The 24,947-nt window shown below is 72.1% G+C and carries 24 protein-coding genes; 13 read left to right on the top strand and 11 right to left on the bottom strand.

What is annotated here, in order from left to right; all coding sequences use genetic code 11:
* Positions 1-4 precede the first annotated feature (4 nt).
* On the top strand, positions 5-928 hold the full coding sequence (locus HZF19_RS00685) for a Swt1 family HEPN domain-containing protein (protein ID WP_208026796.1): 924 nt from the start codon (positions 5-7) through the stop codon (positions 926-928).
* 55 nt (positions 929-983) lie between these two features.
* Positions 984-2,120, top strand: a complete 1,137-nt coding sequence (locus HZF19_RS00690) for an LLM class flavin-dependent oxidoreductase (protein WP_208026797.1) — start codon at positions 984-986, stop codon at positions 2,118-2,120.
* 19 nt (positions 2,121-2,139) lie between these two features.
* Here the strand turns inward: HZF19_RS00690 and HZF19_RS00695 are convergent, their stop codons facing one another.
* A complete protein-coding gene (locus HZF19_RS00695; protein WP_208026798.1) occupies positions 2,140-2,907 on the bottom strand; it encodes an SHOCT domain-containing protein in 768 nt (255 codons plus the stop codon).
* Positions 2,908-3,775: 868 nt separating this feature from the next.
* Here HZF19_RS00695 and HZF19_RS00700 point away from each other — a divergent pair.
* On the top strand, positions 3,776-3,955 hold the full coding sequence (locus tag HZF19_RS00700; RefSeq protein ID WP_208026799.1) for a hypothetical protein: 180 nt from the start codon (positions 3,776-3,778) through the stop codon (positions 3,953-3,955).
* A gap of 15 nt (positions 3,956-3,970) precedes the next feature.
* Here the strand turns inward: HZF19_RS00700 and bioD are convergent, their stop codons facing one another.
* The 5 genes from bioD to HZF19_RS00725 are packed head-to-tail and all read right to left on the bottom strand — an operon-like array spanning position 3,971 to position 9,633.
* Positions 3,971-4,660 (bottom strand): ATP-dependent dethiobiotin synthetase BioD, encoded by a 690-nt coding sequence (gene bioD, locus HZF19_RS00705; protein WP_208026800.1) that lies wholly within the window; start codon positions 4,658-4,660, stop codon positions 3,971-3,973.
* Positions 4,657-5,793 (bottom strand): aminotransferase class I/II-fold pyridoxal phosphate-dependent enzyme, encoded by a 1,137-nt coding sequence (locus HZF19_RS00710; RefSeq protein WP_208026801.1) that lies wholly within the window; start codon positions 5,791-5,793, stop codon positions 4,657-4,659. Before HZF19_RS00710 ends, bioD begins: the two co-directional genes overlap by 4 nt.
* Positions 5,790-6,860 carry an alpha/beta hydrolase gene (locus HZF19_RS00715; RefSeq protein WP_208026802.1) on the bottom strand — a complete coding sequence of 357 codons (1,071 nt, stop codon included), beginning with the start codon at positions 6,858-6,860 and terminating at the stop codon, positions 5,790-5,792. The genes HZF19_RS00710 and HZF19_RS00715 overlap by 4 nt, the downstream gene beginning before the upstream one ends.
* A complete protein-coding gene (gene bioA / locus HZF19_RS00720) occupies positions 6,857-8,140 on the bottom strand; it encodes an adenosylmethionine--8-amino-7-oxononanoate transaminase (protein WP_208026803.1) in 1,284 nt (427 codons plus the stop codon). Before bioA ends, HZF19_RS00715 begins: the two co-directional genes overlap by 4 nt.
* Positions 8,137-9,633, bottom strand: a complete 1,497-nt coding sequence (locus HZF19_RS00725; RefSeq protein ID WP_208026804.1) for an ABC1 kinase family protein — start codon at positions 9,631-9,633, stop codon at positions 8,137-8,139. Before HZF19_RS00725 ends, bioA begins: the two co-directional genes overlap by 4 nt.
* A 64-nt stretch (positions 9,634-9,697) precedes the next feature.
* Here HZF19_RS00725 and HZF19_RS00730 point away from each other — a divergent pair, with 64 nt between their 5' ends.
* Positions 9,698-10,504 carry a sulfite exporter TauE/SafE family protein gene (locus tag HZF19_RS00730; RefSeq protein WP_208026805.1) on the top strand — a complete coding sequence of 269 codons (807 nt, stop codon included), beginning with the start codon at positions 9,698-9,700 and terminating at the stop codon, positions 10,502-10,504.
* Between the two features lie 86 nt (positions 10,505-10,590).
* On the opposite strand, the gene HZF19_RS00735 is transcribed toward HZF19_RS00730, so the two are convergent.
* Both HZF19_RS00735 and HZF19_RS00740 read right to left on the bottom strand, forming a co-directional pair.
* Positions 10,591-11,115: a DUF6036 family nucleotidyltransferase gene (locus tag HZF19_RS00735; RefSeq protein WP_208026806.1), complete on the bottom strand. Its 525-nt coding sequence runs from the start codon at positions 11,113-11,115 to the stop codon at positions 10,591-10,593.
* Positions 11,105-11,680, bottom strand: coding sequence for a helix-turn-helix domain-containing protein (locus HZF19_RS00740; protein WP_208026807.1), 576 nt, complete (start codon positions 11,678-11,680; stop codon positions 11,105-11,107). Before HZF19_RS00740 ends, HZF19_RS00735 begins: the two co-directional genes overlap by 11 nt.
* 183 nt (positions 11,681-11,863) lie before the next feature.
* On the opposite strand from HZF19_RS00740, the gene HZF19_RS00745 reads away from it, so the two are divergent.
* The 4 genes from HZF19_RS00745 to HZF19_RS00760 all read left to right on the top strand — a co-directional run bounded on the left by HZF19_RS00745 (position 11,864) and on the right by HZF19_RS00760 (position 15,735).
* The gene (locus tag HZF19_RS00745; RefSeq protein ID WP_208026808.1) at positions 11,864-13,102 is read left to right on the top strand and encodes a hypothetical protein; all 1,239 of its coding nucleotides are present in this window, start codon (positions 11,864-11,866) and stop codon (positions 13,100-13,102) included.
* A gap of 166 nt (positions 13,103-13,268) precedes the next feature.
* Complete coding sequence (locus HZF19_RS00750) at positions 13,269-13,868, top strand: GNAT family N-acetyltransferase (protein WP_208026809.1); 600 nt, start codon at positions 13,269-13,271, stop codon at positions 13,866-13,868.
* The gene (locus tag HZF19_RS00755) at positions 13,865-15,121 is read left to right on the top strand and encodes an alpha/beta hydrolase family protein (protein ID WP_208026810.1); all 1,257 of its coding nucleotides are present in this window, start codon (positions 13,865-13,867) and stop codon (positions 15,119-15,121) included. The genes HZF19_RS00750 and HZF19_RS00755 overlap by 4 nt, the downstream gene beginning before the upstream one ends.
* 14 nt (positions 15,122-15,135) lie before the next feature.
* A complete protein-coding gene (locus tag HZF19_RS00760) occupies positions 15,136-15,735 on the top strand; it encodes a hypothetical protein (protein ID WP_208026811.1) in 600 nt (199 codons plus the stop codon).
* Positions 15,736-15,969: 234 nt separating this feature from the next.
* Here the strand turns inward: HZF19_RS00760 and queD are convergent, their stop codons facing one another.
* Genes queD through queC form a run of 3 tightly spaced genes read right to left on the bottom strand, consistent with a single transcriptional unit; the run spans position 15,970 to position 17,746 of the window.
* Complete coding sequence (queD, locus tag HZF19_RS00765) at positions 15,970-16,338, bottom strand: 6-carboxytetrahydropterin synthase QueD (RefSeq protein WP_208026812.1); 369 nt, start codon at positions 16,336-16,338, stop codon at positions 15,970-15,972.
* A 20-nt stretch (positions 16,339-16,358) separates the two neighbouring features.
* Entirely contained in the window at positions 16,359-17,012 is a 654-nt protein-coding gene (queE, locus tag HZF19_RS00770; protein WP_208026813.1) for a 7-carboxy-7-deazaguanine synthase, read from the bottom strand.
* Positions 17,009-17,746 (bottom strand): 7-cyano-7-deazaguanine synthase QueC, encoded by a 738-nt coding sequence (gene queC, locus HZF19_RS00775; RefSeq protein WP_208026814.1) that lies wholly within the window; start codon positions 17,744-17,746, stop codon positions 17,009-17,011. Before queC ends, queE begins: the two co-directional genes overlap by 4 nt.
* Before the next feature lie 74 nt (positions 17,747-17,820).
* Between queC and HZF19_RS00780 the strand changes: the two genes are divergently transcribed.
* The 5 genes from HZF19_RS00780 (at position 17,821) to HZF19_RS00800 (ending at position 24,705) form a co-directional block, all read left to right on the top strand.
* Positions 17,821-19,554, top strand: a complete 1,734-nt coding sequence (locus tag HZF19_RS00780) for an N-acyl-D-amino-acid deacylase family protein (RefSeq protein WP_208026815.1) — start codon at positions 17,821-17,823, stop codon at positions 19,552-19,554.
* 80 nt (positions 19,555-19,634) lie between these two features.
* Positions 19,635-20,126 carry a hypothetical protein gene (locus tag HZF19_RS00785; protein WP_208026816.1) on the top strand — a complete coding sequence of 164 codons (492 nt, stop codon included), beginning with the start codon at positions 19,635-19,637 and terminating at the stop codon, positions 20,124-20,126.
* Positions 20,127-20,256: 130 nt separating this feature from the next.
* The gene (locus HZF19_RS00790; RefSeq protein ID WP_208026817.1) at positions 20,257-21,384 is read left to right on the top strand and encodes a carboxypeptidase-like regulatory domain-containing protein; all 1,128 of its coding nucleotides are present in this window, start codon (positions 20,257-20,259) and stop codon (positions 21,382-21,384) included.
* Positions 21,381-23,519: a transglycosylase domain-containing protein gene (locus HZF19_RS00795; RefSeq protein WP_208026818.1), complete on the top strand. Its 2,139-nt coding sequence runs from the start codon at positions 21,381-21,383 to the stop codon at positions 23,517-23,519. Before HZF19_RS00790 ends, HZF19_RS00795 begins: the two co-directional genes overlap by 4 nt.
* Before the next feature lie 82 nt (positions 23,520-23,601).
* A complete protein-coding gene (locus HZF19_RS00800; protein WP_208026819.1) occupies positions 23,602-24,705 on the top strand; it encodes a trypsin-like peptidase domain-containing protein in 1,104 nt (367 codons plus the stop codon).
* The last annotated feature ends 242 nt before the right edge of the window (positions 24,706-24,947 follow it).

The raw sequence follows: 24,947 nt of genomic DNA on the forward strand, positions 1-24,947 counted from the left end.
GGTGATGGCAGTGAGCTACCGGGCTCAGGTGGCGACGGCGTTCGAGGTGCTCGCCGACGGGCTGGCCCCGTTCGTCGACGACCGCATGAGCGCCGCCTACCCGGACGAGGACTGGGTCCTGATGGCGGCGACGAAGCTGGGCAAGCGCCGCGACGTGCTGGTCTCGCTGTCGGACCCGCACTTCCAGCTGGAGGTCATCAACCGATGGTGGGGCCCGGCGTTCGCCGCGGTGCTCGGCGAGAACATGCGCCAGACCATCACCGACCTCCGCACCGCTCGCAATCACTGGGCCCACCCCGACGAGGACCACCCCTTCGATCTCGACTACGCCCTCCGGGTGCATCAGTGGGTGGAGGACGTGCTCCGGGCGTGCGACGCTCCCGAGGCCGACCATGTCGTGGCGCTGGCCGACCAGCTCCGGTGGGACGGGGTGCGGGACCAGGCTCGCGAGAAGGGCATGTCGGAGGCCGACGCGCTGATGGAGCAGCTCACCGAGCTGCAGAAGGCCTACGACGAGCTCAATGCCCACCTCGCCGAGGCCCGGGCAGCCGCCCGCTCCGCGACCGGGCGCCAGCGAGCCGTCGCCCGCCAGCTCGCTGAGCTGCAGAGCCAGTACGCCGCGGTGTCGGGCTTGCGGGACGAGTACCTCGTGCTGCGCCGCCAGCTCGACGAGGAGCGCACCAAGCGCGAGGCCCTGCTGCAGGACACCACCGCGGTCCGGGAGCAGCTCGCCCGGGCCGAAGCGGTGCTCGACGGCCTGCAGGAGGAATCCACCTCGTTGCGCCAGCAGCTCGCGACCACCCGGGCCTCGCTCAGCGACGTCGATCCGGTGGAGACCGAGGCCGGTCGTCGCTGGATCTGGCTCATCACGGCGCTGGTGGTGGTGATGGGCGTGGTCATCGTTCTCGCCTCCGAGTTGCCTCGGTAGCGGGCGGCCCGGCGAGCGTTCGGCCGGCAACGAGAACCCGTTCTAATCTGCGCCGATGGAGTTCGGGCTGTTCTGTGGTGGGTTCACGCCGCGCGGGCTGTGGGGTCTGGACGACCCTGCCCGGGCCGAGCACGAGCGTCTGCTCAGCGAGGTGGAGTTGGCGGTGCTCGCCGATCGCACCAACTGGAAGTATTGGTGGACCACCGAGCACCACTTTCTGGATGAGTACTCCCACATCTCGGCGAACGAGGTGCTGCTGCCCTGGGTGGGTGCTCGCACGGAGCGCATCCATCTCGGCTCGGGGATCTTCAACATCACCCCGCCGGTGAACCATCCGGCACGGGTGGCCGAGCGGGTGGCGATGCTCGACCACCTGACCGAGGGCCGTTTCGAGTTCGGCACCGGTCGCGGGTCGTCCACCACCGAGCAGCAGGGCTTCGGCATCTCCGATCCGGACCTCACCAAGGACATGTTCGACGAGGTGATCGGCGAGTTCCGGCGCATGTGGTCGGAGAGCGACTACTCCTTCGAGGGCAGGTTCTTCTCCATGCCGACTCGCAACGTGCTGCCCAAGCCGTGGATCAAGCCGCACCCGCCGATGTGGGTGGCGGCGGGCAATCCCGGCACCTTCGAGAAGGCCGCTCGCATGGGGCTCGGCGTGCTGTGCTTCACCCGGGGCAGCCCCCGCGACCTGGCGCCGCTGGTCGAGATCTACAAGACCGCCATCGCCGACGCGGACCCGGTGGGGGAGTACGTGAACGACAACGTGGCGGTAGTGAGTCAGTTCCTCTGTCTCGAGGACCGCGAGCAGGCGCGGGACTGGATGGTCCGCGCGGGATCCAACTACCACAGCAGCCTGTTGTACCGGTACCTCGACACCTTCCCCCGCCCGCCGGGCGTCCCCGAGTGGCCCGCCGTGCTGCCGCCGGCCACCCGGGACGTGGTCGACGAGCGCATCGAGCAGGACGCCAGCGTGGTCGGCAACCCCGAGGACTGCCTGGCCGCCCTGCGACAGTTCGAGGCCATCGGCTGCGACCAGGTGCTCATGGGTCCCAGCTCCACCACCTGGCCGCACGACCTGTGCGTGGAGTCGGTGGAGCTGTTCGGCAAGCAGGTGATCCCCGAGCTCGACCGTGACCCGGAGCACCGCACCAGCCGTTTCCGCCGGGAAGCCGCGGCCGCGGCGAGTTAGCGGCGCAGGACAGCCGGTCTCAGGTGGGGGTGGGGGAGAGGTCCTCGCCCCGGACCAGGCGGCCGACCAGGTCGATCTTCTGCTCGTACTCCTCGGCGGTGAGGATGCCCGCTCGATGGAGGTCGCCGAGCTTGCGGAGCAGGTCGGCCTCGTCGATGTGGCGCGGTCTCGGAGGCGTGGCGGGGCTCGCCGGCGCGGGTCCGGGCCGGCCCGCTCGGGCCTTGCGGTCGACCGGGCCGACGGGACGGGTCTTCTTCATGATGAGGGTGCGGGCCTCGTCGGCCTGTTCGGCCCGCAGCCCCTTGGCCACGATGGCGGGCCCGTCCACGCTCTCGATGCTGAGCACCGCGCCGGTGAGCTTCTTGTGGACCACCACGTCGGTGATCTCCTCGCCGCGGATCACCTGCCGCACCCGGTCGTTGCGGTCGCGCAGCTCGACCCGATCGCCGAAGATGGCGAGCCGGTCCCCGAGCCGGTCGAGGTCGGTGGCCAGGGGGGAGGGCCTCACCTCGAGCAGCGGGCCTTCACCCGGCGGGGGTCCATCGGGTCGGGGTGGTTGCGGGGCGCCCGACGCCGTGGCTCGACCAGCGGCGCCGGGCTTCGGGGTCTGGGTGCGGGGCGGCGCGCTCGGTGTCGCCGGAGCGGCGGCCGGGGTGGCAGGGGTCGCCGCGACCGCGGTCTCGATCGACGGGTTCGATGCCTTGGCGGCCGCTCTGGCCGCCTCCAGCTCCGCCTGCAGGGTGGCGAGGGCCCGCGAGGCCGCGGCCGCCCGCCTCGGCGCGAGCACCGCGGCGTCCTCACGTGACGCCGCGTTCCGCCGCTCGAACTGGGTGAGCGGGTCGAGTCTGCGGCGAGGGGCCGGCGGCGCCGGCGCCGCACCGGCAGCCGGGGGCGCCGATCGGGGCGGCGCAGCCCTGCTGGTGCGCCCCGCTGCCCCCGACCGGTCACGTCCCTTGCCGGCAGCCCGGGACCCCGATGGGCCAGGCTTCGTCTCAGCGGCCCGGGCAGCGCTTCCCTTAGCCTTCGTAGCCCTCGGGGCCTTCGATGCCGACGGGTCGGCCTTCCCGCCGCTCGCCTCGGCCCGATCGCCCGCCGCCTTGGTGCGTGCCGCCACGGCCGCGGCGCCGCTCACCCCAGCGGACGCCGACCGCAACTCCGGCGGGTACCACTTCCCGTCGGATGCCAGCCACCAACCCGGGCCGGGAGGGTCGTCGCGCTCTCTGGGGGGGTACCACTTGCCGTCGGATGCCTGCCACCAGCCGGGACCTTGCGAAACGTCGCTCACCTGCCCACCACTTCCCGCCGTCCATGCGCTCCGCCAAGGCGCGGCGAGGTCGCCCCGACCCGCATCCCTCGCCTCAGGACCCCTCGGTGGATCGACACCTTCTCCCTCTGCTCCTCGCTGCGGCACCGTAGGCCCCACCGGGCCTACCGGCCACACCTCCGCATTAGTTCTTCGGCCCGCGGGGCCCTCGGGTTGAGCGTTCGTCGGTCGGGCCGTCCCACCATGATCTGCCACCCGCAGCCCGGATGACGCATGATTCCCGCACACCAGCGAGGATGGAGGTCCCCCGCGGCATGAGCGACACCGACGGCATGAACCCGGAGCCCCCGAGTCCGAGGCCCGGCGTGAGCCGGAGCTGCCCACCGAGGACGTGGAGGACGCCCGCTTGCTGGCCAACGAGGCCCGGGCCCGGCTCCGAGCGGAGGGCTTCGACGACGACGAGATCGATGCGTGGGCTCGCGTGTACTTCGAGCGAGGGCACGAAGGCTCGGTCGAGGGGCTGGTGGCGTTCATCCGCGCCGAGCAGGAGGCGGGGCGAGACCACGCCTGAGCGGTGGGCTGCGGCTCAGGCCAACCGGGCGGCCAGCTCGCCGATCCCGGTCACCACCTCTGAGCCGGCCCGGTCAGCCAGCCACCGGCGGTTGCGGCGGTGCAGCTCGACGTGCTCGTCGAAGCGGTTGAGGTGCACGATCAGGCGGGCCTGGTGGGCGCCGCGCTCGAGCGCCTCCACGGTGAGCCGCACCGCGTTGATCGTGCCGAGGCCGGCGTCGGCGACCACCACGACCACGTCGGGTCGCAGGGCCTCGACCAACGTGATCGAATCCCCGTCGACCGCGAGCGGTGAACGCACCCCTCCCGCGGTCTCGACCACCGCCACCCGCGGGCTGGGCCACTGCCAGTGGATCTCGGCCACCAGGTCCGCGATCGTGAAGGCCGGCCGCCCGAGCACCTCGGCGGCCATCGGTGGCGCCATGGGCACCTCGTACCAACGATGCGGCGGGCACACCGATGTCGGGTCCTCGCCGGATGCCGCCCCCAGCAGGTGAGCGTCGGTCTCGGGGTCGCCTGGGTCGAACGACTGGGCGGGCTTGCGCGCCGCCACGGTGGTGCCACCGGCGCGCAGCTCCTGCAGCACCCGCGCCGCTACCCAGGTCTTGCCGACCTCCGTCCCGGTCCCGGCCACGACCACCAGCCGCTCGGGCCGCGCGCCCGGGGCCCCCGGGTCGTGCTCATGCCGGGAGGGGACGGAGGTCATGGCGTGGACACCGCCAGGCCGAGCTCGTCGAGCGCAGCACGCAGCCGGAGGACCTGCTCACCGGTGTGGGCCGCGCTCAGGGCGACGCGCAGCCGGCAGGTCCCCGGCGGCACCGTCGGCGGCCGGATGGCGGGCACCAGCAGGCCGCGTTCGGCGAGGGCGGTGCTGGCCGCCACGGCGTCGGGCTCATCGCCGATCACGACCGGCAGGATAGGAGTGGGGTGGCCGGGTGCGACCACCCCGATGTGTTCCCGCAGCCTGCGGCGCCGCGCCTCGCCCTCCGCCGAGCGGAGGATCTCGAGCGCGGCCAGGGCCGCGGCGGTGTCGGCCGGGGTGAGGGCGGTGGTGAACACGAAGGGCCGTGCCCGGTTGACGAGCAGCTCGACGACCCGTCGGCTCGCGGCCACGAAGCCGCCGAGCGAGCCGAGCGTCTTGGACAGGGTGCCCACCCGCACCACCTCGACACCGCCGAGGTCCGCGCCGACGTCGAAGACCGCGTGCGCGTCGTCCACGACCAACAGCGCGCCGTGCGCCCGGCACACGCCAGCGATAGCGCCGAGCGGAGCCACGTCACCGTCCATCGAGAAGACCGTGTCGGTGACGACCAGCGCTCGGCGGCCGTCCAGGCCGGCGAGCTGCGCCCGCAGGTGCTCGGGATCGGCATGGCGGTACACGCGCACCTCGGCGCCGCGTCGGCCGGCGAGCCGGCAGCCGTCGATGATCGACGCGTGGTTGAGCTCGTCGGAGCACACCACCGTCCCGGGGCCGGCCAGCGTCGCCAGAGTGCCGGTGTTGGCGGCGTAGCCGGTGGGGAACACCAGCGCGGCCTGCGTGCCCCGCCACGCCGCGAGCTGCGCTTCCAGCTCGTCGTGGATCGGGCGGGAGCCGACGATGAGTCGCGAGGCGCCCGCGCCGGTGCCCCACCGCTGGATGGCCTCGATGGCGGCCGCCTTCACTGCCGGGTGCTGCGAGAGACCGAGGTAGTCGTTGGACGCGAACGACACGACCGGCACGCCGGTGCTCGTGATGGCAGTCTCGGGCGCCCCGCCGTCGAGCGCCCGTAGCGTCCGCCACCGTCCGGCCTGCTCGATGAGCCGGCACTCGCCGTCCACCCACTCGGCCCACCCGGTCACGGGCCGGCACCCCGGTGCGATCGGCGCCTGGCGATGGCGATGGCGATCACGAGCGCGGTCGACAGCACGGCAGCGGCGACGGCGAGCAGGAGGGCGCGGCGGTCACGGCCGGTGAAGTCGATCGGCTCCGGCTCCGGAACCCCGAGCCGGGACGCCAGGAAGGGCATCATGTCGTTCCACGCCGACGGGGTGTAGGCGGAGGCGTGCGCCGAGCCGGGCACGACACGCAGGTGCACGTCCACGCCGAGTCGCTCGAGCGCGTCGTGGAGCGACTGGGCCTGGGACATCGGCACCATCTCGTTCGTGGCGTTGGCGATGAACGTCGGCGGCGTCGCCCTCGTCACCTGCTCGACGGGCGATGCGGAGCGGTAGCGCTCCGGACACTGCTGGGGCGTGCAACCGAGGAAGTCCGCCACCAGCGGCATCGACCACACCTTCTCGCAAGCGGTGTTGCCCGCGCAGCCCGGTGGGCTCTCGGAGCCGTCGGGTGTCAGCGCGACGAGATCCGTGGGCGCGGACCACACAGCCAGCGCCCGCACGCCACTGGTGCCGTCGGCGGCGGCGAGCGCGGCGAGATGCCCGCCGGCGGACATCCCCACCAGGGCGATGTGGTCGCGATCGACGCCGTGGTCGGGGGCATGCTCCACGACCCACGTCACCGCCGACCGGACCGCGTCGACCTCGGCCGGCCAGGCGCCACCGCCCGTGCCCAGCTGGGCCGTGGTGGGGTAGTCGACGTTGAACACCGTCCAACCCTGCGAGGAGGCCAGGCGTGCCCGGGCATCCTCCTCGGCGCGGGTGCCGCCCGCCCAGGCACCCCCGTGGACCAGGACCAGCGCGGGGCTCCCTTCCGCCGGCTCGACCGGACGCCACACGTCGAGCTGGCGAGCCGGGTCGTCCGGGGCGCCGTAGGGCACGTCACGCTCGACGACGACCTGCCCTCGATCGGTGCGCACCAGCATCGTCGACCCCTGGGCCCCGGCGGTGGCAGTGGCGGCCGTGACACCCGCAAGGGCGCCGATCATGGCCGCCCACCGGCGCACGTCGCCCATCCCCACGCTGCTCATCCCGTGCAGACCACGTCGATGGCCTCCGCCAGCACATCGACGATGCGGCGGAGCTCGTCGGGGGTGGTGGTGAGGATGGGCATCAGCACCACCACGTCGCCGAGCGGCCGCAGCAGCACCCCGCGATCGACGGCCGCGGCGCAGGTGCGCCGACCCCAGCGCAAACCGTCCTCGGGTGGGGCCAGCTCGACCCCGACCATCAGGCCCCGCTGGCGTACCTCCCGCACCGCGGGGAGTGGGGTGATGCGCTCGCGCAGCAGCTCCGCCAGGAGCGCGGCCCGCTCACGCACGCCCGCGATCACCTCCCACTCGTCCATCAGCTCGAGGTGCCGGCGGGCCACCGCGCATGCCAGCGCGTTCCCGCTGTAGGAGTGCCCGTGGTAGAAGGTGCGCTCCCCGAGGTCCGGGCCGAGGAACGCCTCGTAGACCCGCGGCGAGGCGGCGGTGGCCGACAGGGGCAGGTAGCCACCGGTGATCCCCTTGCCCATGCACGCCAGGTCGGCGCGGACTCCGCACTGCTCGGTGGCGAAGAGGCTGCCGGTGCGCCCGAAGCCGGTGGCCACCTCGTCGACGATCAGCAGCACGTCGGCCCGGTGGCAGGCCTGCGCGACCCGGCGGACGGATTCGGGATCGGTGACCAGGATGCCGGCCGCGCCCTGCACGAGTGGCTCCAGCACCACCGCGGCGAGCTCGGGCGCGTGCTCCTCGATCAGCGACACCGCGGTGTCGGCCCACGACGGGTCGTCGTAGCCCGGCGAGCGCCGGACCGGGAAGCGCAGCGGGTCGAACACGTCGGTGCCGAACCCGCCGGCACCGAGCGAGATCGAGCCCACGGTGTCGCCGTGGTAGGCCTGACCGAGGGCCAGGTAGGTGGTGCGCCCCCGCACCCCCTGGTTCGCCCAGAACTGGAAGGCGATCTTGAGGGCCTGTTCCACCGCGGCGGCCCCGTCGGAGGCGAACAGGAAGTGCGGGTCCTCGACGGGCACCCGCGGCGCCAGCGCTTCGGCCAGCTCGATCGCGGCCCGGTTGCCGTTGCCGAGCAGCGTGGAATGGGCCACCCGGTCGAGTTGCTCGCGCACGGCGCGGTCGAGCTCGGGGACCCGGTGCCCGAGGGTGTTGACCCACAGCGAGGAGATGGCGTCGAGGTAGCGGCGGCCCTCCACGTCGATCAGCTCCCGCCCCTCGGCTCGCTCGACGATGACCGGAGCGTTCTCCGCGAAGCACGACATCTGGGTGAAGCCGTGCCAGACGACCGCCTCGTCGCGCGCCACCCAGCTCATGCCACGGCTCCCTCGCGGCGGGCTCGCCACGCTTCGATCTCCTCGCCCATCGGCGTGGCGGGTGGACCGGCGACGAAGGGCCAGATCTCCTCGGCCAGCCGCCGCCAATTGCCGGTGGCTCGCATCTCGCCGAACAGCGCGTACAGGCCGAGGTTGATGCGCTGGATGATGACCATGCTCGGTGGCACGTTCGCGGCCTTCATGATCTCGCCGTAGGGGCCGCTCTTGTCGAAGAACCGCCGCACGGTCTCCGATGCGTATTCGGGGGTGATGGTGCACACCCCGTCGTGCATCACGAACTCGTAGAAGTGGCCGAAGTAGTCGACGATCTGCTCGTCGGTGAAGTCGGTGCCGGTCTTCAGCAGGCCGATGCGCTCACACACCCGACGGAACTCGGCCGGGTCGTGGTCGATGACCATGGCCACGATCATGTCCTCGAACTGCTGGATCTCCTCGGCGGTGAAGTGCTTGACCAACCCGAAGTCGAGGAAGGTGACCCGGCCACCGGGGCGGAAGAGGTAGTTGCCCGGGTGGGGGTCGCCGTTGAACATGTGGAGCCGGTACAGGCTGCCGAACGCGAACCGGTAGATGGTCTCCGCGGCGAGGTCCCGTTCGCCCTGGTCCCAGGTGAGCATCTCGTCCCAACGCACCCCCTCGGCCAGCTCGGTGGTGAGCACCCGCCGGGTCGAGTACCGGTCGAGGACCTCCGGTACGTGGATGGTGGGGTGACCGTCGTAGTACCGGGCGAAGGCCCGCTGGTTGGCAGCCTCGAGCCGGTAGTCGAGCTCCTCGCGCAGGCGGCTCCGCAGCTCTTCCACCAGCGGGCCGTGCTCGAGGCCGGGGAAGAGTTGAGCCATCCCGGCGAACAGCAGCCCGACGTTGTCGAGGTCCGCGCCGAGCGCCTCCTCCACGCCCGGGTACTGCACCTTGACGGCCACCGCTCGGCCTTCCCGGGTGATCGCCCGGTGGACCTGGCCGATCGACGCGGAGGCGATCGGGTGCGGATCCCATTCGAGGAACAGCTCGGTGGGATCCGCGCCCAGCTCGCGCCGGATCGTGCCGGCGGCCAGTTCCGGGCTCATCGGTGGCGCGTTGTGCTGGAGCTCGGCCAGCGCGGCGCGAACGTGCTCGGGCAGGCCCTGGTCGAGGTAGCTGGCCATCTGGCCGAGCTTCATGAGCGCACCCTTCATGTGTCCCAGGGCTTCCGCCACCTGCGCCGCGGTCCGCATCTCGAACGCCGTGTCGAGGCGCTCGCGGGTCGCCGCGTCGGCGAACACCCGGCGTGCCCGGTGGAGGGCGTAGTCCCGCCCGGCTCTGGCACCGACCTTGACCAGCCGGGCGTTGCGTGCTCCTCGACCGAGGTGGCGCACGGCATGTCCCGGCGGTGATACCGGCTCGCTCGGTGTGGTGGCCCTCGTCGATCGCCACCACCGCGCCGCCGCAAGGGTCGTGGCCGCGGCTGCCGCGGTGGCCAGGAGCGTCGCCCGTCTCACGGCCGACAGGCTAGGCGGGCGCGATCGGTGTCCCGGCAGGGCGGAGGTTGAGGGATACTCGGGCGTGACCTGGTACGTGGCGCTGGCCGTGTTCGCCCTGGGCGTGAGCGCCGGCGTCCTATCGGGCATGCTGGGAATCGGCGGTGCGGTGATCACCACCCCCGGCATCCGGGTTCTCGGCGCCACGCCGCTCGAAGCCGTCGGCTCCACGGTGCCGGCGATCCTGCCCAGCGCGTTGTCGGGTACCTGGCGCTACGCCCGGGCGGGGATGGTCGACTGGCGGATCGGGGGGATCTGCGGCGTGGCCGGGTCGGTACTGGCGGTGGGCGGCGCTTGGGTCTCCGATCTCGTCAACCCGCACCTGCTCATGGTGCTCACGGCGATCCTCCTGGGATGGAGCGGCGTGTCGACCGTCCGGTCGGGGAGGCGGGTGCGAGCTCAGCCCGAGCCGGAGCCCGCTCTCGTGCCCCGCGAGCCGATCATCACCACCACCCGGGCGCACACCGGTACGGCAATGCTGACGCTGGTGGGATCAGCAGCGGGGTTCCTCGCCGGGCTGCTCGGGGTGGGCGGGGGCATCGTGTTGATGCCCGCGTTCACGGTGGTGCTGCGCATCCCGATCAAGGAGGCAGTGGCCTCGAGCCTGGTGGCGGTGGCCATCTTCTCCGTGCCGGCGCTCGTGACCCACGTGGCGCTCGGTCACGTCAACTGGTGGTATGCGCTCCTGCTGATGGCCGGCGGGGCCCCCGGTGCCCAGATCGGCTCGCACCTGACTCTCGGAGCGTCCGACCGGACGGTACGCCTGGTCTTCGGTGCGTTCATGGTGGTGGTGGCTGCGATCTATGGCACGGCCGAGCTGCTCGCCCTCTGATCGGTTCCGGCGCGTTCGCCACGTGCCGGCGATGTCGTTGGTCCGTGGCATACCGACCCGCCGATCGGGCGCGACGCACCCGCGGGTCACCTGCCGATGAGCGCCTTGGCCCGCTCGCGGATCTGGGCCGGCGCGTCGAGCAGGTCGATGCGCGCGGTGAGCAGATCACGGTCGACGATGCCCGCCGCGAGCAGCGCCCGTGCAAACTCGACGTCTTTGGGTCGCCCCGCGGCGAGCTTGGACGCCACGAGGTCGTGAGGCTCGAGGCACCAGGCGGTGACCCCGCCCGTGTTCTCGTTGTGGAGGGGAACGAGTCGGTCACGCCAGCCCTCCGGCAGGATCGCCGCGGTGAGCGAGACGCCCTGCGCGTAGATCCCGTGCGTCTCCTCGAACAGCGACGCCTCACCGATGGAGCCGTCGATCAGGTCGGCCTTGCGCTCGTCGGGATCGTTCATGGGGACGATATCGGCTTCGATCGAACGGGTCGCCTCGGGCGGTAGACCTGATCGCACCGACCCCAGGATCGCCTGGCTGCCGATGACGATCAGCTCGTCGTCGCCGGTGATCGCGCCGGCAGCGCGGACGAGGTGCTCGAGCTGTTCACGACGCACGGCGGCCGTCCCGGCGGAATCGACGGTAGAGGTCCCACCGCTGCTTCGCCGGTAGGACTCCCGCGAACGGGGAGGTCTGCCGGAGCTCGCGAGCGTGGGGTGTCGGCGAGACGAGGACGTCTGCGATGATCTCGACCGGCAGGCCGACTATCAGCTCCCACTCGTCGAGCCGGCGTGACACCGACCCGTCCGGATGCGCCGCCCGGAAGTGATCGAGGGTGGCACGGGCGCGCCGCAGCACGGTCGCAGGCTCGCGCCGCAGCTCGTCGAGGATCGCCGCGTGCAAGGCGATGCTCCGGGCCTCGTGGCGGTCGCGGGCCGCTTGCCGGGTGTCGGGGGTCGACGCCGGCGCCGATCCTTCCTCGACCAACGACGCGCCACATTCTCGGAGCAACCGCAGCGCGGTCGACAGGCGGGGGTCGCGCTTGCCGGTCTCGTACTCGGCGAGGGTGCCTCTCGACGTCCCGGCCCGCACCGCCAGCTCACGTTGGCTCAGTCCGGCACGGCGCCGGGCCCCGGCCAGCAGCCGGGCCCCGGCCGGCCGGTCGTTCGAGTGGGACTCCATGGGGGCAGGTTAGCAGCATCGCTCTCTGATAAGAGAGCAGGAGACGGGGACGACCGGATCGGGCAGGGCGCCCGGACCGTCCGCGGCGGTCAGGTGGTCGTAGGATTCCGGGAACCGGCGCGGGACGGACCACCACTTGACTGTCCGGCCGGAACCTGAGCTGCGCGACCTAGTGTGATGGCCATGGCGAGGGGAGTGAGGCGGCGAGGCCCTGCACTCGCGCTCACCCGGGCGTCGACGCTGGCTGCGCTGGTAGCGCTCATGGCGCTGGCCGTCTCGACCGTCGGTGCGCCGGCGGGCGCCGGCCCCGCTCCCGCCGGGCGTGGCTTCCCGTCCCCCCGCTTCGCCCCGGTGCAAGCACCATCCGCGCCCGGTGCGGCCGCGCTGGTCGCAGTCGGCGACGACGGGGGGCGGCCCGTGCTCCGCTTCGCCCCGGGCGCGCCTGCGGAGCTGTCCGCGACCGCGGAGGTCGTGATCGGGGTGCCAGGGGAGGAGACGGTCGCGTTCCGTCCGGGGAGCACGCCGCGGGCAGTTCCCGCCGGGAGCGGGTTGTGGGTCATGGCCGGGACGACCCAGCTCTCCGCGGTCTTCGACGCCTCGGCGTTGCTCGGCCCGGACGCCGGGCCGGAACGGTCCATAGCCGGCAATCGCTGGGGGGCGGTGCAGCGCGACGGCGTGCCGCTCCTCGGTGCGGTGGACACGGGCATCACCGCGCCGGCACTGTCGATGGACAACCGGGCGCTCGTGCTCGCAGCCGCGGACCGGCCGCCGGCGCGCATCGAAGGGGCGCCGGTGGTCGCCGTCGACGACTTCGTCCGGCTGGCCCCGAGTGAGCAGGCGGCCAGCGGGGGGACCGACTTCATCCGCGTCGATCGCACCGCCGGGCGCATCCAGCTGCTCGAGACCAGCAGCGGGACGCTCGCGGACGTCACTGGTGACGGCAGGTGGGTCATCGAAGGCCTGCCCCCAGAGGATCCCACCGCCCCGGGGGTGGTCGCGTTCGACCTCGAAGCCGCGGCCCGGGCCGTGGGGTTGGCCGCGGGTGCGGACCAGCTCGCGGTGTCCGTCGATCGCCGGTACACGCTGGCCGACGGGCGCGTGGTCACGGTCTACGGAGTGGCCGCCACCGTCGGTTGGTTGACGGGAGCGGGGGAAGCTCGAGCCGCGACCACGGTCACCCTCCCGGCGCGTGACGAGTCAGCCGTGCCGGCACAGGCCGCCTCGACCGGGGGTGGCTCGGGCGCGCTGGTGGGTGGCGCGGTGGCAGCAGGGCTGGCGCTCGTGGTGGTGGCGATCGTGCTGGTCGTGCGCACCCGCCGCCCCGGCCCGGCGAGGCGCAGCCCCGAGCAGGCGCTCGCGGCCCTCGAGTCGCAGATCAGCGAGCTGAGGCGAGGGCGGTCGGGACCGCCCGCGCCCCGCTGAGCTGCCAGATCGCCACCGTCGCCCCTCCCCCTTCCACTCCCTCTCCCCCCGACAGCGCTCCTGTTCTGTTCATCGATCCGCGGTCGACGGGCGCGCCGCGCTGAACAGGTCGTGCCCGAGCAGGTGGTTACCGCCGGAATCAGGCGGGGGTGGTTAGGGTGCGGGCGTGCAGCGGGGTGAGGTGCGGGTCAGGGACGCGGCACCCTCCGATGAGCCCATGCTGGCCGACGTGCTGGCCCGGTCGTTCCTGGACGACCCGATCATGGAATGGCTGGTCCCAGACGACGCGAATCGGTACCGGCGCCTGCTGCCCTTCTACCGGGCCGAGCTCGGCGTGGCCCGGCGGTGCGGTCGGGTGCTCACCGACACCGACGTGAGCGGCACCGCGCTCTGGTATCCCCCGGGTCGATGGAGACAGCCCACCATCGAGGTGCTGCGCTCGGCTCCCCGCATAGTCCGCAGCCTGGGCCGTCGGCTGTCGCGGGGATTGCAGCTCATCCGCGAGGTCGATGCGGCCCATCCCCGGGAGCCGCACTGGTACCTGGCGATCCTCGGCACCCACCCCGATCGCCAGGGTCGGGGGGTGGGCGCCGCGGTGATCACGGCGATCACGGATCGCTGCGACCGGGAGGAGACACCGGCATACCTCGAGTCCTCGAAGGCAGAGAACATCCCCTATTACGAACGGTTCGGTTTCTGGGTCCGGTCCGAGGTCGCGGTGCCCGGCGGACCCACCTTGTGGACCATGTGGAGAGACCCAGCATGATCGTCCAGCAGCTGCGCGGGCTCGAGAAGGCATTGGCGAGGGTGCCACCCTTGCGGATGCTCAAGGCGCTACCCGAGACCGGGGGGTTCGCCATCCGCACCCTGGTGCGCCAGCGCACCTCCCGGCTCCCCGACGGGTTGCCGGACACCCGCCTGACACCGTCGTTGCTCGCGCACGTCGCGCTCGACGAGGCGATCCTCACCGCGGCGATGGGCCCCGACCGGTTCCCTCGCCGGGCCGATTACGAGCGAGTGGGGGCGGAGCTGGCCGCGGCCCGGGAGCTGTTCGACCGGCGAGGCTGGCTGGGCGATCCCCGCTCCTACCACTCGGATCCCCCACCGTTGACCCACGTACAGGTCGGAGGTGGCTGGGCGCACCGTCTGCGCTACGAGCGGCTCGTCTGGGAGAGCGGCTTCGAGCCCCGAGCCGAAGAGCCCGGTGCCGACCGGTGGCTCGGCTACCAGTCGAACCGGCTCGCGGGGGCGTGGATGCTGCGTCATCCCGGCGACGAGCCCCGGCCCTGGCTGGTGTGCCTCCACGGCTTCGGCATGGGGTACGCGTTCATGGATTTCCCGGCCTTCCACGCCGCCCACCTCCACCGGGACCTGGGGTTGAACCTCATCGGGCCCACGTTGCCGCTGCACGGCCGCCGGAAGGTGGCTCGCATGAGCGGCGACCAGTTCCTCGGCTTCGACCTGGTCAACACGGTGCACGGGCTGGCGCAGGCGGTGTGGGACGTGCGGCGCGTGCTGGGCTGGCTGCGCGAAGTGCAGGCCGCACCAGCCATCGGCCTCTACGGGGTCTCGCTGGGGGCGTACACGGCCGCGCTGGTGGCCGGGTTCGAACCGGACCTGGCGCTGGTGCTGGCGGGCATCCCGGTCTCGGACTTCCCGTCGATGTTCCGCTCGCAGAGCCCGCTGCCCATCGCCCGGCGGGCCGTGGAGCACGGGATCCTCGGTGGGCCGGCTGAGGACGTGCACCGCGTGGTGTCGCCGCTGACCATCGAGCCCGCGGTGCCCCTGGAGCGCCGGTTCATCTTCGCTGGGTTGGCGGACCGCATGTCCCACCCTCGGCAGGCGCACGCGCTCTGGCAGCACTGGGGGCGTCCCCGGATCCGGTGGTACCCCGGCAACCACGTCGGCTACCTCTGGTCGTCCACGGTCACGGCCTTCGTCGACGAGGTCCTCGTCGGATCGGATCTCGCTCGGCCAGGGGATTCCGTTCAACGTGAGCGGGTTCCGGCCGATGGGTAGGGCGAACGAGGTCTGTGACCCAACCTGTTCAGGAGTCGACCTTCCGCATGCCCTCGGCCGAGTCCTCCCCGCCCCGCCGCTCCCCGGACGAGCCCCGGTTGTCGTTCAAGGAGCGGGAGATGCTGACGGCGCTGCGCCGGCTCGCCAACGCGCGCTTGCAGCTCTCGCAGCTCGAGGAGAAGCTCGCCGCACAGCAGCAGCGTGACTCGTGGGATCCCGGTGACCTCGAGCGGGTCGAGGAGCTCCAGCGAGAGCTCGACAAGCTTCGCCAGAAGGCCCAGAGCCGCTTCGGTGGCGGCTCGGCCCGCGAGCGGCTGGCCAAGGCGGAGCTCGAGCAGCGGCTGATCCTGGACCGGCTCGGGGTCGGGTCCGTCGAGGAGCTCGAGGCCCTGCGGCGGTCACCGGCCAGCACGGGTGACGACGTCGATCCGGTGTTCGTGCAGTTCGCCCGCCGGGAGCTGGCCGCCGCCGAGGAGGCTTACCAGCAGGTGCTCTTGCTGCCCGACGACGCTCCGGCCGCTCCGGGGAGTGGAGACGAGGAGCTGCTCGGTGACCTGCCCGAGATCCCCGATTACCCCCCACCGATCGATCTCACCCACCCCGAGGGCTCCTGACGCCGTCCCCCTTCGAAACGAACTGGCATGTCAAACGCGTGCTGGGGCACGCGTTTGGCCGGCCGGTTGGTGGTGGTGGGTGGTGGGGGGTGGCGGGAGGCGGTTCCTCGAGCGAAGGGTTCCTCGAGCGAACTGGCATGTCAAACGCGTGCTGGGGCACGCGTTTGACATGCCAGTTGGAGGGGGAAAGCGAGTTGGGGCTTGGACTGGGGCTGGGAGTGGGGTCGGAGCGGTTCAGGCGCCGGGGTCGGGGCCGCGGTACTCGACACCGGAGGTGCAGGTCTCCCGCACCACGACGCGGCTCAGCCCTGGTAGGGCGGTGGCGAGGCGCTCCCAGATCCAGGCGGCCAGCACCTCGCTGGTCGGGTTCTCAAGTCCCTCGATCTCGTTGAGGTACCGGTGGTCGAGCGCCTCACGCACCGGACCACACGCCTCGGCCACGTCGGCGAAGTCGGTGACCCACCCCGTCGTCTCGCCCACGGGTCCCTCGACGTACACCCGTACCCGGAACGAGTGACCGTGCAGTCGCGCACACTTGTGCCCGTCGGGGACGTTGGGCAGGCGGTGGGCGGCCTCGAATCCGAACTCGCGGAAGATCTCCATGGGCGCTCAGGCTGGACGGCTCACGGGATGCCGAGCAGCTTGTGGGTCTGCACGCTCAGTCGCCACCGAGGATGGTCGAGGCAGTAACGGATGGCCAACTCGGTGTTGGCTCTGATGTCGGGACCGTCCATCGGCTGCAGGAAGAAGTGGTCGAAGTCGAGATGCGCGAAGCGATCGGGCTCGGCCCCCTCCTGGGGAAACACCAGCTTGAGCTCGTCGCCGCCGGCGACCACCAGCTCGGTGCCGGCCTTGGGGCTCACGCACACCCAGTCCACGCCCGGGGGAACCGGCAGGGTGCCATTGGTCTCGATGGCCACCTCGAATCCGTGCTCGTGGAGGGCGTCGACCAGCGGACGGTCGAGCTGCAGCAGCGGTTCGCCGCCGGTGCACACCACGTAGCGGCTGTCGCTCCCGCCCGGGTGGTCGGCAGGCGCGGGCCAGGTCGCCGCCACGTGCTCGGCGAGCGCGCTCGCACTCCGGAAGACGCCACCCCCGGGCCCGTCGGTCCCGACGAAGTCGGTGTCGCAGAAGCGGCAGGTGGCGCGGGAACGGTCACGCTCGAGACCACTCCAGAGGTTGCAGCGGGCGAACCGGCAGAACACCGCCACCCGGCCGGTGCGCGCCCCTTCGCCCTGGAGGGTGGCGAAGACCTCTTTGACGGCGTACGTGCTCACGCGTCGAGGGTATCGGCGACCCCGCTCGCATAGCGGGTGGGGTCCTCCACCCCCGCCTCGTGGAAGCCCTTGGCTCGCAGCCGGCAGCTGTCACACCGGCCGCACGCCGCGCCATCCGCCGCGGGGTCGTAGCAGCTGATGGTCGAGGCGTGGTCGACGCCGAGCTCGACCCCGCGGCGGATGATCTCCGCTTTCGTGAGGTGGATCAGTGGGGTGTGGATGGTCACCGGCGAGCCCTCGATCGCGGCTCGGGTGGCCAGGTCGGCCATCCGCTGGAAGGCTTCGATGTACTCGGGCCGGCAGTCCGGGTAGCCGGAGTAGTCGAGGGCATTGACGCCGATGAAGATGTCCTGTGCACCCCGCACCTCCGCCAGCGCCAGCGCCAGCGAGAGGAAGACCGTGTTGCGTGCGGGCACGTAGGTGACGGGGATGCGCTCGCCGCTCTGCACTTCGCTGGCGACGCGTGTTGCGTCGCGCGTGCCGTGCTTCGGCACGGCGAGGCGGCGGTCCGTGAGGGCGGACCCCCCGAAGGCGGCGAGGTCGATGTCGATCACGACGTGCTCGACCCCCGCGGCGGCGGCGATCCGGGCCGCGGCCCCGAGCTCGACGTGGTGCCGCTGGCCGTAGCGGAAGCTCAACGCCACACACTCGAAGCCGGCGGCCTGCGCGATGGCCAGGCAGGTGGCGGAATCGAGCCCCCCGGAGAGGAGCACGACGGCGACGGGTGCGGGCACGAACCGCAGCGTAACGGCGGGGAGCGAAGCGCGATCCGGTGGACTCGCTCGACGCGCGGCGCTACACATCGTCCATGCACGATCTGATCGTTCGAGGGGGCACGATCGTCGACGGCACCGGGGGGCCGCCCTACCACGGCGATGTCGCGGTCACCGACGGGTTGATCACGGAGGTCGGTCCCTCGGTGGAGGGCCGAGCCCGGCGGGTGATCGACGCCGCCGGCCTGCTCGTGACCCCGGGATTCGTCGACATCCACACCCACTACGACGGCCAGGCCACGTGGGACCCGTTGCTCACCCCGAGCTGCTGGCACGGGGTCACGACGGTGGTGATGGGCAACTGCGGTGTGGGCTTCGCCCCGGTGCGGGCCTCCGAGCGCGAGTGGCTGATCGGTCTGATGGAGGGTGTGGAGGACATCCCCGGCACCGCCCTGCACGCGGGCATCCGCTGGGGGTGGGAGAGCTTCCCGGAGTACCTCGACTTCCTGGACGCCGCGCCCCACGCGCTCGATGTCGGCACGCAGGTGCCACATGGCGCCGTCCGGGCGTACGTCATGGGCGAGCGCGGAGCGGACAACCAGCCGGCGGCCCCCGATGACATCTCGGCGATGGCCCGTCTGGTCCGGGAGGGGCTCGATGCGGGGGCCCTCGGCTTCTCGACCTCCCGCACGATCATGCACATGGCCGTCGACGGTCGTCCGGTGCCCGGCACGTTCGCGGCCGAGGACGAGCTCTTCGGCCTCGGCGACGCCCTGCGGGCCGCGGGGGTCGGGGTGTTCGAGCTGGCGCCGGCGGGGGTGATGGGAGAGGACCTCGACGCGCCGGAGCGGGAGATGGCCTGGATGCGGAGGCTGGCGGCCCGCACCGGCCGGCCGGTGTGCTTCGCACTGAGCCAGAACCACCAGGCGTCGCAGGATTGGCGGCGCATGCTCGAGCTGTCGGCGGAGGCCGAGGCCGAGGGCGCGGTCGTGCGGCCCCAGGTGCATGCTCGCACCGTCTCGCTGCTGCTCGGGTTGTCCACGTTGCACCCCTTCATGTTCGTGCCGAGCTGGCAGGAGGTCGCCGGCCGTCCGGTACCTGCGCAGGTCGCGCTGTTGTCGGACCCGCACCGCCGCCAGCGCCTCGTCGCGGAGATGGCCGCGATGGGCGACGATCCGATCGTGGTCGGGTTCATGAGCCCCACCCGCGTGTTCCCGATGGGCGATCCGCCCGACTACGAACCGGAGCCGTCCTCGAGCGTCGCCGCGCAGGCGGCCCGCGAGGGCGTGTCGCCCTGGGAGAAGCTCTACGACCTGTTGCTCTCCGGCGAAGGCCGTGAGCTGTTGAACTCGCCGGTGTTGAACTACGCGGACGGGTCGCTCGATCCGACCTACGAGATGCTCGCCAGCCCGGTCACGGCGTTCGGTCTCGGCGACGGCGGTGCGCACGTCGGGCAGACCTGCGATGCGAGCAGCACCACCTTCATGCTCACCCATTGGGTGCGCGACCGCCGCCGCGGTCCCCGGCTCCCGCTGGAGCTGGCGGTGCACAAGATCACCGGCGCCACCGCGGACCTCTACGGGCTGGGCGATCGGGGTCGGCTCCTGGCAGGGCTGAAGGCCGATCTGAACCTCATCGACTTCGATCGGTTGCAGCTCCGGCGCCCGGAGCTGGTGGAGGACCTGCCAGGGGGTGCCAGGCGGCTGGTGCAGCGTGCCGACGGGTACGTGGCCACCGTGAACGCGGGTGAGGTGATCATGGCGGAGGGGGAGGACACCGGCGCCCGCCCGGGGCGCCTCATCCGCGGGGCGCGAGCCGCGTGCAACTAGGGCCGCGGAGGTGCAGCTCGTTGCGGGCTTCACGGGGCGCAGCCAGAATGTGTGCCAGGTGCCACGAGGAGGGGCAGGTGATGGCGACCATCGACACGTGGCGATCGATCGGTGACGACCCGGAGCTGCGCGTCGGGCCGAGCGATCGTGAGGTGATCGAGGTGCTCCAGCGGCTCGCGAGCGCCAAAGCCCACTTGGTGCACGCCGAACGCGAGGTGCAGGCCGCGCAATGCTCCCGAGGTGGGGAGGAGCAGGTGCGGGTGATCGAGCAGGCCCACGCCGAGGTCCTGTGGGCCCAGGCCGGTCTGCTGGCCACACCGAAGGCCAAGCAGGCGCGTCAGGCGTTCGAGGTGGCCCGAGCTCGTGAGGAGGCGCTCCTGCGTCGCCACGGCTACGGCTCCTTCGCCGAGTTCCGTGCTCGCAGGCGGGCCGTGCCGACCGCCGAGCTGCACCTCGAGCTGGCTCGCCGGGAGCACGCGGCGGCGCTGGAGGCGTGGGAGCAGCTCCAGTCGGCCATGGCGCCCACGCTGATCATCGACCTCACGGGCGACGAGCCCCGAGTCCTTCGCTGATCCCTTCCCTGCACGGATTCGACGCCGTGTCGGTCGCCGGCGCGAGCCTGCTTCCGCGCCACGTATCCGACCCTCGCGGATGGCATCGTTCTACCCTTGCCCATCGGGCGGGGGTGACGACCGACTGCCGATGACCCATCTCGATCGAACCCACGATTCGCCTCGCCCCTCGAGGTTCGCTGTCGCGGCGATCACGGTCGCGATCGCCGCGGCCAGCGCGTGCTCGGGCGGGGCGGGCGAGGCCACCACGACCACCACCTCGACCGCCCTGGTGCTCGCGCCACCCCCGAGTGACGTGACGCCGGTGAGCGTGCCCGACGGTTTCGTGGTGCCCGACACCCGCACCGCGGTGCTGCTGCCCGTGAAGGGTAAGCGTCCGGGCAGTCCCGCACCGCAGCTCTTCGGGGGCACCGCGCGCCTGGGGGGCACGGTCAGCGGGCCCGACGGTCCCGTGGGCGGCGCCACGGTCCGCGTGGAGCGGGTGGTCGGCGACCGGGTGGCATCGACCGATGTGACCACGGCCGATGACGGCACCTTCGCCGTCTCCGGCCTGCTCGGTGGCCACTTCCGGGTGCGGGCCTGGCTGCGGCCCTCGCTGGCGTCGACGCAGGCGGCGGCCACGTTCCTGGCCGCGGCCGGCGGCCGCGCGGACCTGCAGATCCGCCTGTCGCGCTTCGACGGCCGCCAGCTGCAGGCGGTCCTCGATTCGGCCGAGCCCCGGGTCGGCGAGACGGTGACCCTGCGGGCTCTCTACACCGAGCAGTCCGTCGACGAGAACGGGATCGTGACGGGGGAAGGCATTCCCGGCACCCAGGTGAGGGTGGAGCTCGACGGGGGGTTCCGCCTCGACGGCGATGCCACCACGACCACGGGTCGCGACGGCATCGCGACGTGGCGGCTGGTGTGCACCCGCGAGGGTCAGCACGCGGCGACGGTGTCCACCCAGGACCTGAGCACCAGGGTGACGCTGCCCGGCTGCGGGCCGCGAGCGCCGACCACGACCACGCCGGCCGGCATCGACGTGCCGGACTTCCCGATCGGCGAGGAGTTCTCGGTTCCCCACAGCGGGGTGCTCCCTCCCGGCACCTACCGCACCTTCCTGCGCGGTTGTGCCACCACCTATCAGGTGTACGTCGACGGCCGCTGGCAGGAGGAGCGCCGGACCGCGACCGGACCGACCATCGAGCTGTCCACCCCCGCCCGCGATTTCCGACCCGCGAGCGGCACCGACGGGTGTCGCTACCAGCGCGTCACATGACCGGGCTGCGCAGACCTCGCTGGCGTCGTGGCGTGCGCCTGTCGTTGCGGGTGCTCGTGGTCATGGTCATCGGCCTCCCCGTGCTGGCGGTGGCCACCACAGCGTCGGGGTTCGGGCTGCTGCTGTTCGGGAACCTCCCGGGGACCGTGCCCGAGGAGAACCCTCGCATCCAGGCCCAGCCGTCCTACGTGTATGACAGCCAGGGCAACCAGATCGGCGAGTTCCGCCAGTTCGATCTCACCGTGCCCATGTCCCGGGAGGACGTCCCCCAGGTGCTGAAGGACGCCACCGTGGCGGCCGAGGACCATCGCTTCTGGTCACACAAGGGCATCGACCCCGAGGGGCTCGTGCGGGCCGCGCTCACCAACTACGAGCAGGGCGAGGTCGTCCAGGGCGGCTCCACGATCACCCAGCAGTATGTGAAGGCCGCGTACCTCTCGCCGGAGCGCACGTTCTCGCGCAAGTTCAACGAGGCGCTGCTGGCGACCCGCGTGGAGCGAGAGCTCACCGAGCAGTTGGGTTCGGCTCGGGCCGCGAAGGAGGAGATCCTCTATCGCTACCTCGACGGGGTCTACTTCGGGAGCGGCGCGTACGGCGCTGGTGCGGCCGCGCAGACCTACTTCCATAAGAACGTCCGCGACCTGAACCTGTCGGAGGCGGCCACCCTCGCGGCCATCATCCCCTCACCGTCGAAGTTCAACCCTCGGGAGAACGTCTTCGTGGCCGAGACCCGCCGCCAGCAGGTCCTCTCCGACATGCTGCAACTGGGGTTGATCACCCAGGAGCAGTACGACGAGGCCCGTCCCGCGCAGCTCTGGCACCTGGGCTTCGGGTTGCCCCCCGAAGGGCAGCCCGCCACGCTGGTGTTCCCCCAGACCGATGCCGGCGCATCGGCCTATCCCTACTTCGTCGACTACGTCCGCCGGTACCTCGAGGAGCGGTACGGCGACGAGCAGGTGTTCAAGGGCGGGCTGCGGATCGAGACCACGATCGATCCTCGTCTGCAGTCCCTGGCGGAGGCGGCGGTGTCCGATGCGCTGGCGGGCACCTCCTACCCGCGGGAGATGTCACTGGTGGCGGTCGAGCCGTCCACCGGGTTCGTGAAGGCCTTCGTGGGAGGCCGTGACTGGAACGTCAGCCAGGTGAACCTGGGTCTCGGCGGCGAGACCGGCATGCAGGCGGGCTCCTCGTTCAAGACCTTCACCATCGCCGCGGCGCTGGAGCAGGGGTTCGGGCCCTCCACGACCTATCCGGGCGGCCCCTACAACGAACCGGGCTGCTTCCGGCGGGCGAACGTGCCCTGCGAGCCGCTCGGCGGCACGGGAGGCGACATGCGCACCGCGACCGCCGCCTCGAGCAACGCCTACTTCGTCCAGCTCGCCCGTGACGTCGGCCCCAACCGCATCGCGGAGATGGCGAACCGGTTGGGGGTGACGACCTGGATCACCCCGGACGGCTCCTACACCTCCCGCATCACCCTCGGGCAGTACAGCGTGTCGCCCCTCGACATGGCGACGGGCTACGCCACCCTCGCGAACCACGGGGTGCGCCCGAACGTCACGCCGGTGGTGAAGGTGACGGCCGCCGACGGGACGGTGCTCGAGGACAACACGGTTCCCGGGGGGACGCCGGTGCTCGATCCGGCGATCGCGGACACGACCACCGACATCCTGCGCGGCGTGATCGACGGGGGCACCGGTCGGCGGGCGAACATCGGGCGGCCCGCCGCGGGCAAGACGGGTACCACCGACAACAACACCGACATCTGGTTCGTGGGCTACACCCCGCAGCTCGTGGCGGCGGTGTGGATGGGGCACGCGGACGGTCAGCGCTCGTTGGGGAACGTGTTCGGCGGCGACACCGCGGCCCGCACCTGGGCTGCGTTCATGCGACCAGCGCACGACGGGCTCCCGGTGCTCGACTTCCCGGTGCCCGGACCGCTGCCGCCACCTCGTGGGGACGGCGAGGGGGGCGCGGCCCGTCGACCGCTGCGGCGGGCGCCGGCCGAGCTGCCCGTCGACTGCGGTGGACCGTGCGTACGCACGCCGTCGCTGCCCGCACCGACCACGACCACGACCACGACCACCACGGTGCCGGCGGAACCGCCGGCGACCACCACCACCACCGGCCGGTGAGGTCGGGGCACGGGAGGCGCGAGATGGGCATGAGCACCGGCACGGGTGAGGTGACGGGGACAGCAGGAGAGGGTGGGCGGCGATGAGCACCGGGAGCGAGGATCGCCGGGGCGGCACGACCGGCCCGCTCGATCTCACCAAGCCGGTGATCGACGCCGAGCCGGTGACCGGCTCGCAGCCACTGGTGAGCCCCGGCGGGGCCGGGAGCGCGACCAGCGGCCAGCCAGCGGCCGGCGGCGCGATGTCGCGCCGCGAGCGGCGGCGCGCGTGGCGACGCGAGGACAAGGCCCGGCGGTACGCGGCCCGCAACTCGGTGCGCTTCCCGATCTTCACCCGGTCGGTGCTGTTGTGGATGCTGATCTTCGCCCTCACGGGCGTGGCGTTCGGTGCGAGCGGCGCGTTCTGGTGGGCCAACTTCAACAGCCAGGTGAGCGATCTGCGATCGACGACGGAGGACTTCGAAGAGCGCTCGGCGGATGCGCAGGCGTCGATCGAGCAGCTGCGTGAGCAGGCGCTCACCGACATCAACGATGCGCTGGGCCCGCTGCAGGGCTTCCTCGCCGAGACCCAGGTGCTCCAGCTCGCCCAGCTGTTCTCTCCGGCCGTCTACAGCGTGGCCACCCTCGACGAGGAGGGGCGCCCGGCGGTCGGGACCGCCTTCGCGGTCATCAGCGACGACCGCGAGACCTATTTCGTCACCTCGTACACGACGGTCAAGGCCGCGACCGTGATGCCCGGTCCGGACGTCACTATTCGCAAGGGCACCGAGGAGACGAGAGCCGAGGTCTGGAACTGGGACCCTGAGCGCGACCTGGCCTTGATCCGGGCGCCCAAGGGTGGGGTCCAGGTGCTGGAGTGGATCAGCAACGACGCCGCGGCCAAGGCGCTGGGTGGGCGGATCTTCCCGGTGAGCGGGCTTGGTGGCGCAGGCGCGAGCCTGACGACGGGCGTGGTGATCGATCAGTCGGCAGCTGGATTCCAGCACACCGCTCCCCTGGGACCGGCCTTCCAGGGTGGGCCGATCGTCACCGTCGACGGCAAGGTCCTGGGGGTGGCGTCACTGACCTACGAGCCACTCGGCTTCGACGCCGGCGAGATCCACTTCGCGGTGCCGATCAACCAGGTCTGCCAGAAGCTGCTCCAGTGCGGCGGCGCCGACCGCACCCCGTCGCCGCGGGGAGGCTGAGCGCCCCCTCGCACTCGCCGCCGTTCGGCCGCACGACCCCAGATGGGCGCGGGAGGCACTGACTCCGCGCTCGGCTGGGTAGAGCGGACAGCATGTGGGTGTACCCACGCGATGTGGGTGTACCCACGCGATCGTCGCAGGTGGTCCGGGGCGGGCGCCTGGTACCGCCGCCACGCGGTGCCCGCAGACCCCGGCGGACCGGCCCACGGCGGTGTGGTGGCGTCGGGCCGGCGGGGCGGGAG

The organism is Rhabdothermincola sediminis, from assembly GCF_014805525.1.
In the GTDB taxonomy this organism is placed as follows: Bacteria; Actinomycetota; Acidimicrobiia; order Acidimicrobiales; family Acidimicrobilacustridaceae; genus Rhabdothermincola; species Rhabdothermincola sediminis.

Bases quoted from the DNA above. Each gene is read 5' to 3' on its own strand.
- HZF19_RS00685 (WP_208026796.1), top strand. From the start codon at position 5: ATGGCAGTGAGCTACCGGGCTCAGGTGGCGACGGCGTTCGAGGTGCTC.
- HZF19_RS00690 (WP_208026797.1), top strand. From the start codon at position 984: ATGGAGTTCGGGCTGTTCTGTGGTGGGTTCACGCCGCGCGGGCTGTGG.
- bioD (WP_208026800.1), bottom strand. From the start codon at position 4,660: ATGACCTCCGTCCCCTCCCGGCATGAGCACGACCCGGGGGCCCCGGGC.
- HZF19_RS00715 (WP_208026802.1), bottom strand. From the start codon at position 6,860: ATGAGCAGCGTGGGGATGGGCGACGTGCGCCGGTGGGCGGCCATGATC.
- bioA (WP_208026803.1), bottom strand. From the start codon at position 8,140: ATGAGCTGGGTGGCGCGCGACGAGGCGGTCGTCTGGCACGGCTTCACC.
- HZF19_RS00740 (WP_208026807.1), bottom strand. From the start codon at position 11,680: ATGGAGTCCCACTCGAACGACCGGCCGGCCGGGGCCCGGCTGCTGGCC.
- HZF19_RS00745 (WP_208026808.1), top strand. From the start codon at position 11,864: ATGGCGAGGGGAGTGAGGCGGCGAGGCCCTGCACTCGCGCTCACCCGG.
- HZF19_RS00755 (WP_208026810.1), top strand. From the start codon at position 13,865: ATGATCGTCCAGCAGCTGCGCGGGCTCGAGAAGGCATTGGCGAGGGTG.
- queD (WP_208026812.1), bottom strand. From the start codon at position 16,338: ATGGAGATCTTCCGCGAGTTCGGATTCGAGGCCGCCCACCGCCTGCCC.
- HZF19_RS00780 (WP_208026815.1), top strand. From the start codon at position 17,821: ATGCACGATCTGATCGTTCGAGGGGGCACGATCGTCGACGGCACCGGG.
- HZF19_RS00785 (WP_208026816.1), top strand. From the start codon at position 19,635: ATGGCGACCATCGACACGTGGCGATCGATCGGTGACGACCCGGAGCTG.
- HZF19_RS00790 (WP_208026817.1), top strand. From the start codon at position 20,257: ATGACCCATCTCGATCGAACCCACGATTCGCCTCGCCCCTCGAGGTTC.
- HZF19_RS00795 (WP_208026818.1), top strand. From the start codon at position 21,381: ATGACCGGGCTGCGCAGACCTCGCTGGCGTCGTGGCGTGCGCCTGTCG.
- HZF19_RS00800 (WP_208026819.1), top strand. From the start codon at position 23,602: ATGAGCACCGGGAGCGAGGATCGCCGGGGCGGCACGACCGGCCCGCTC.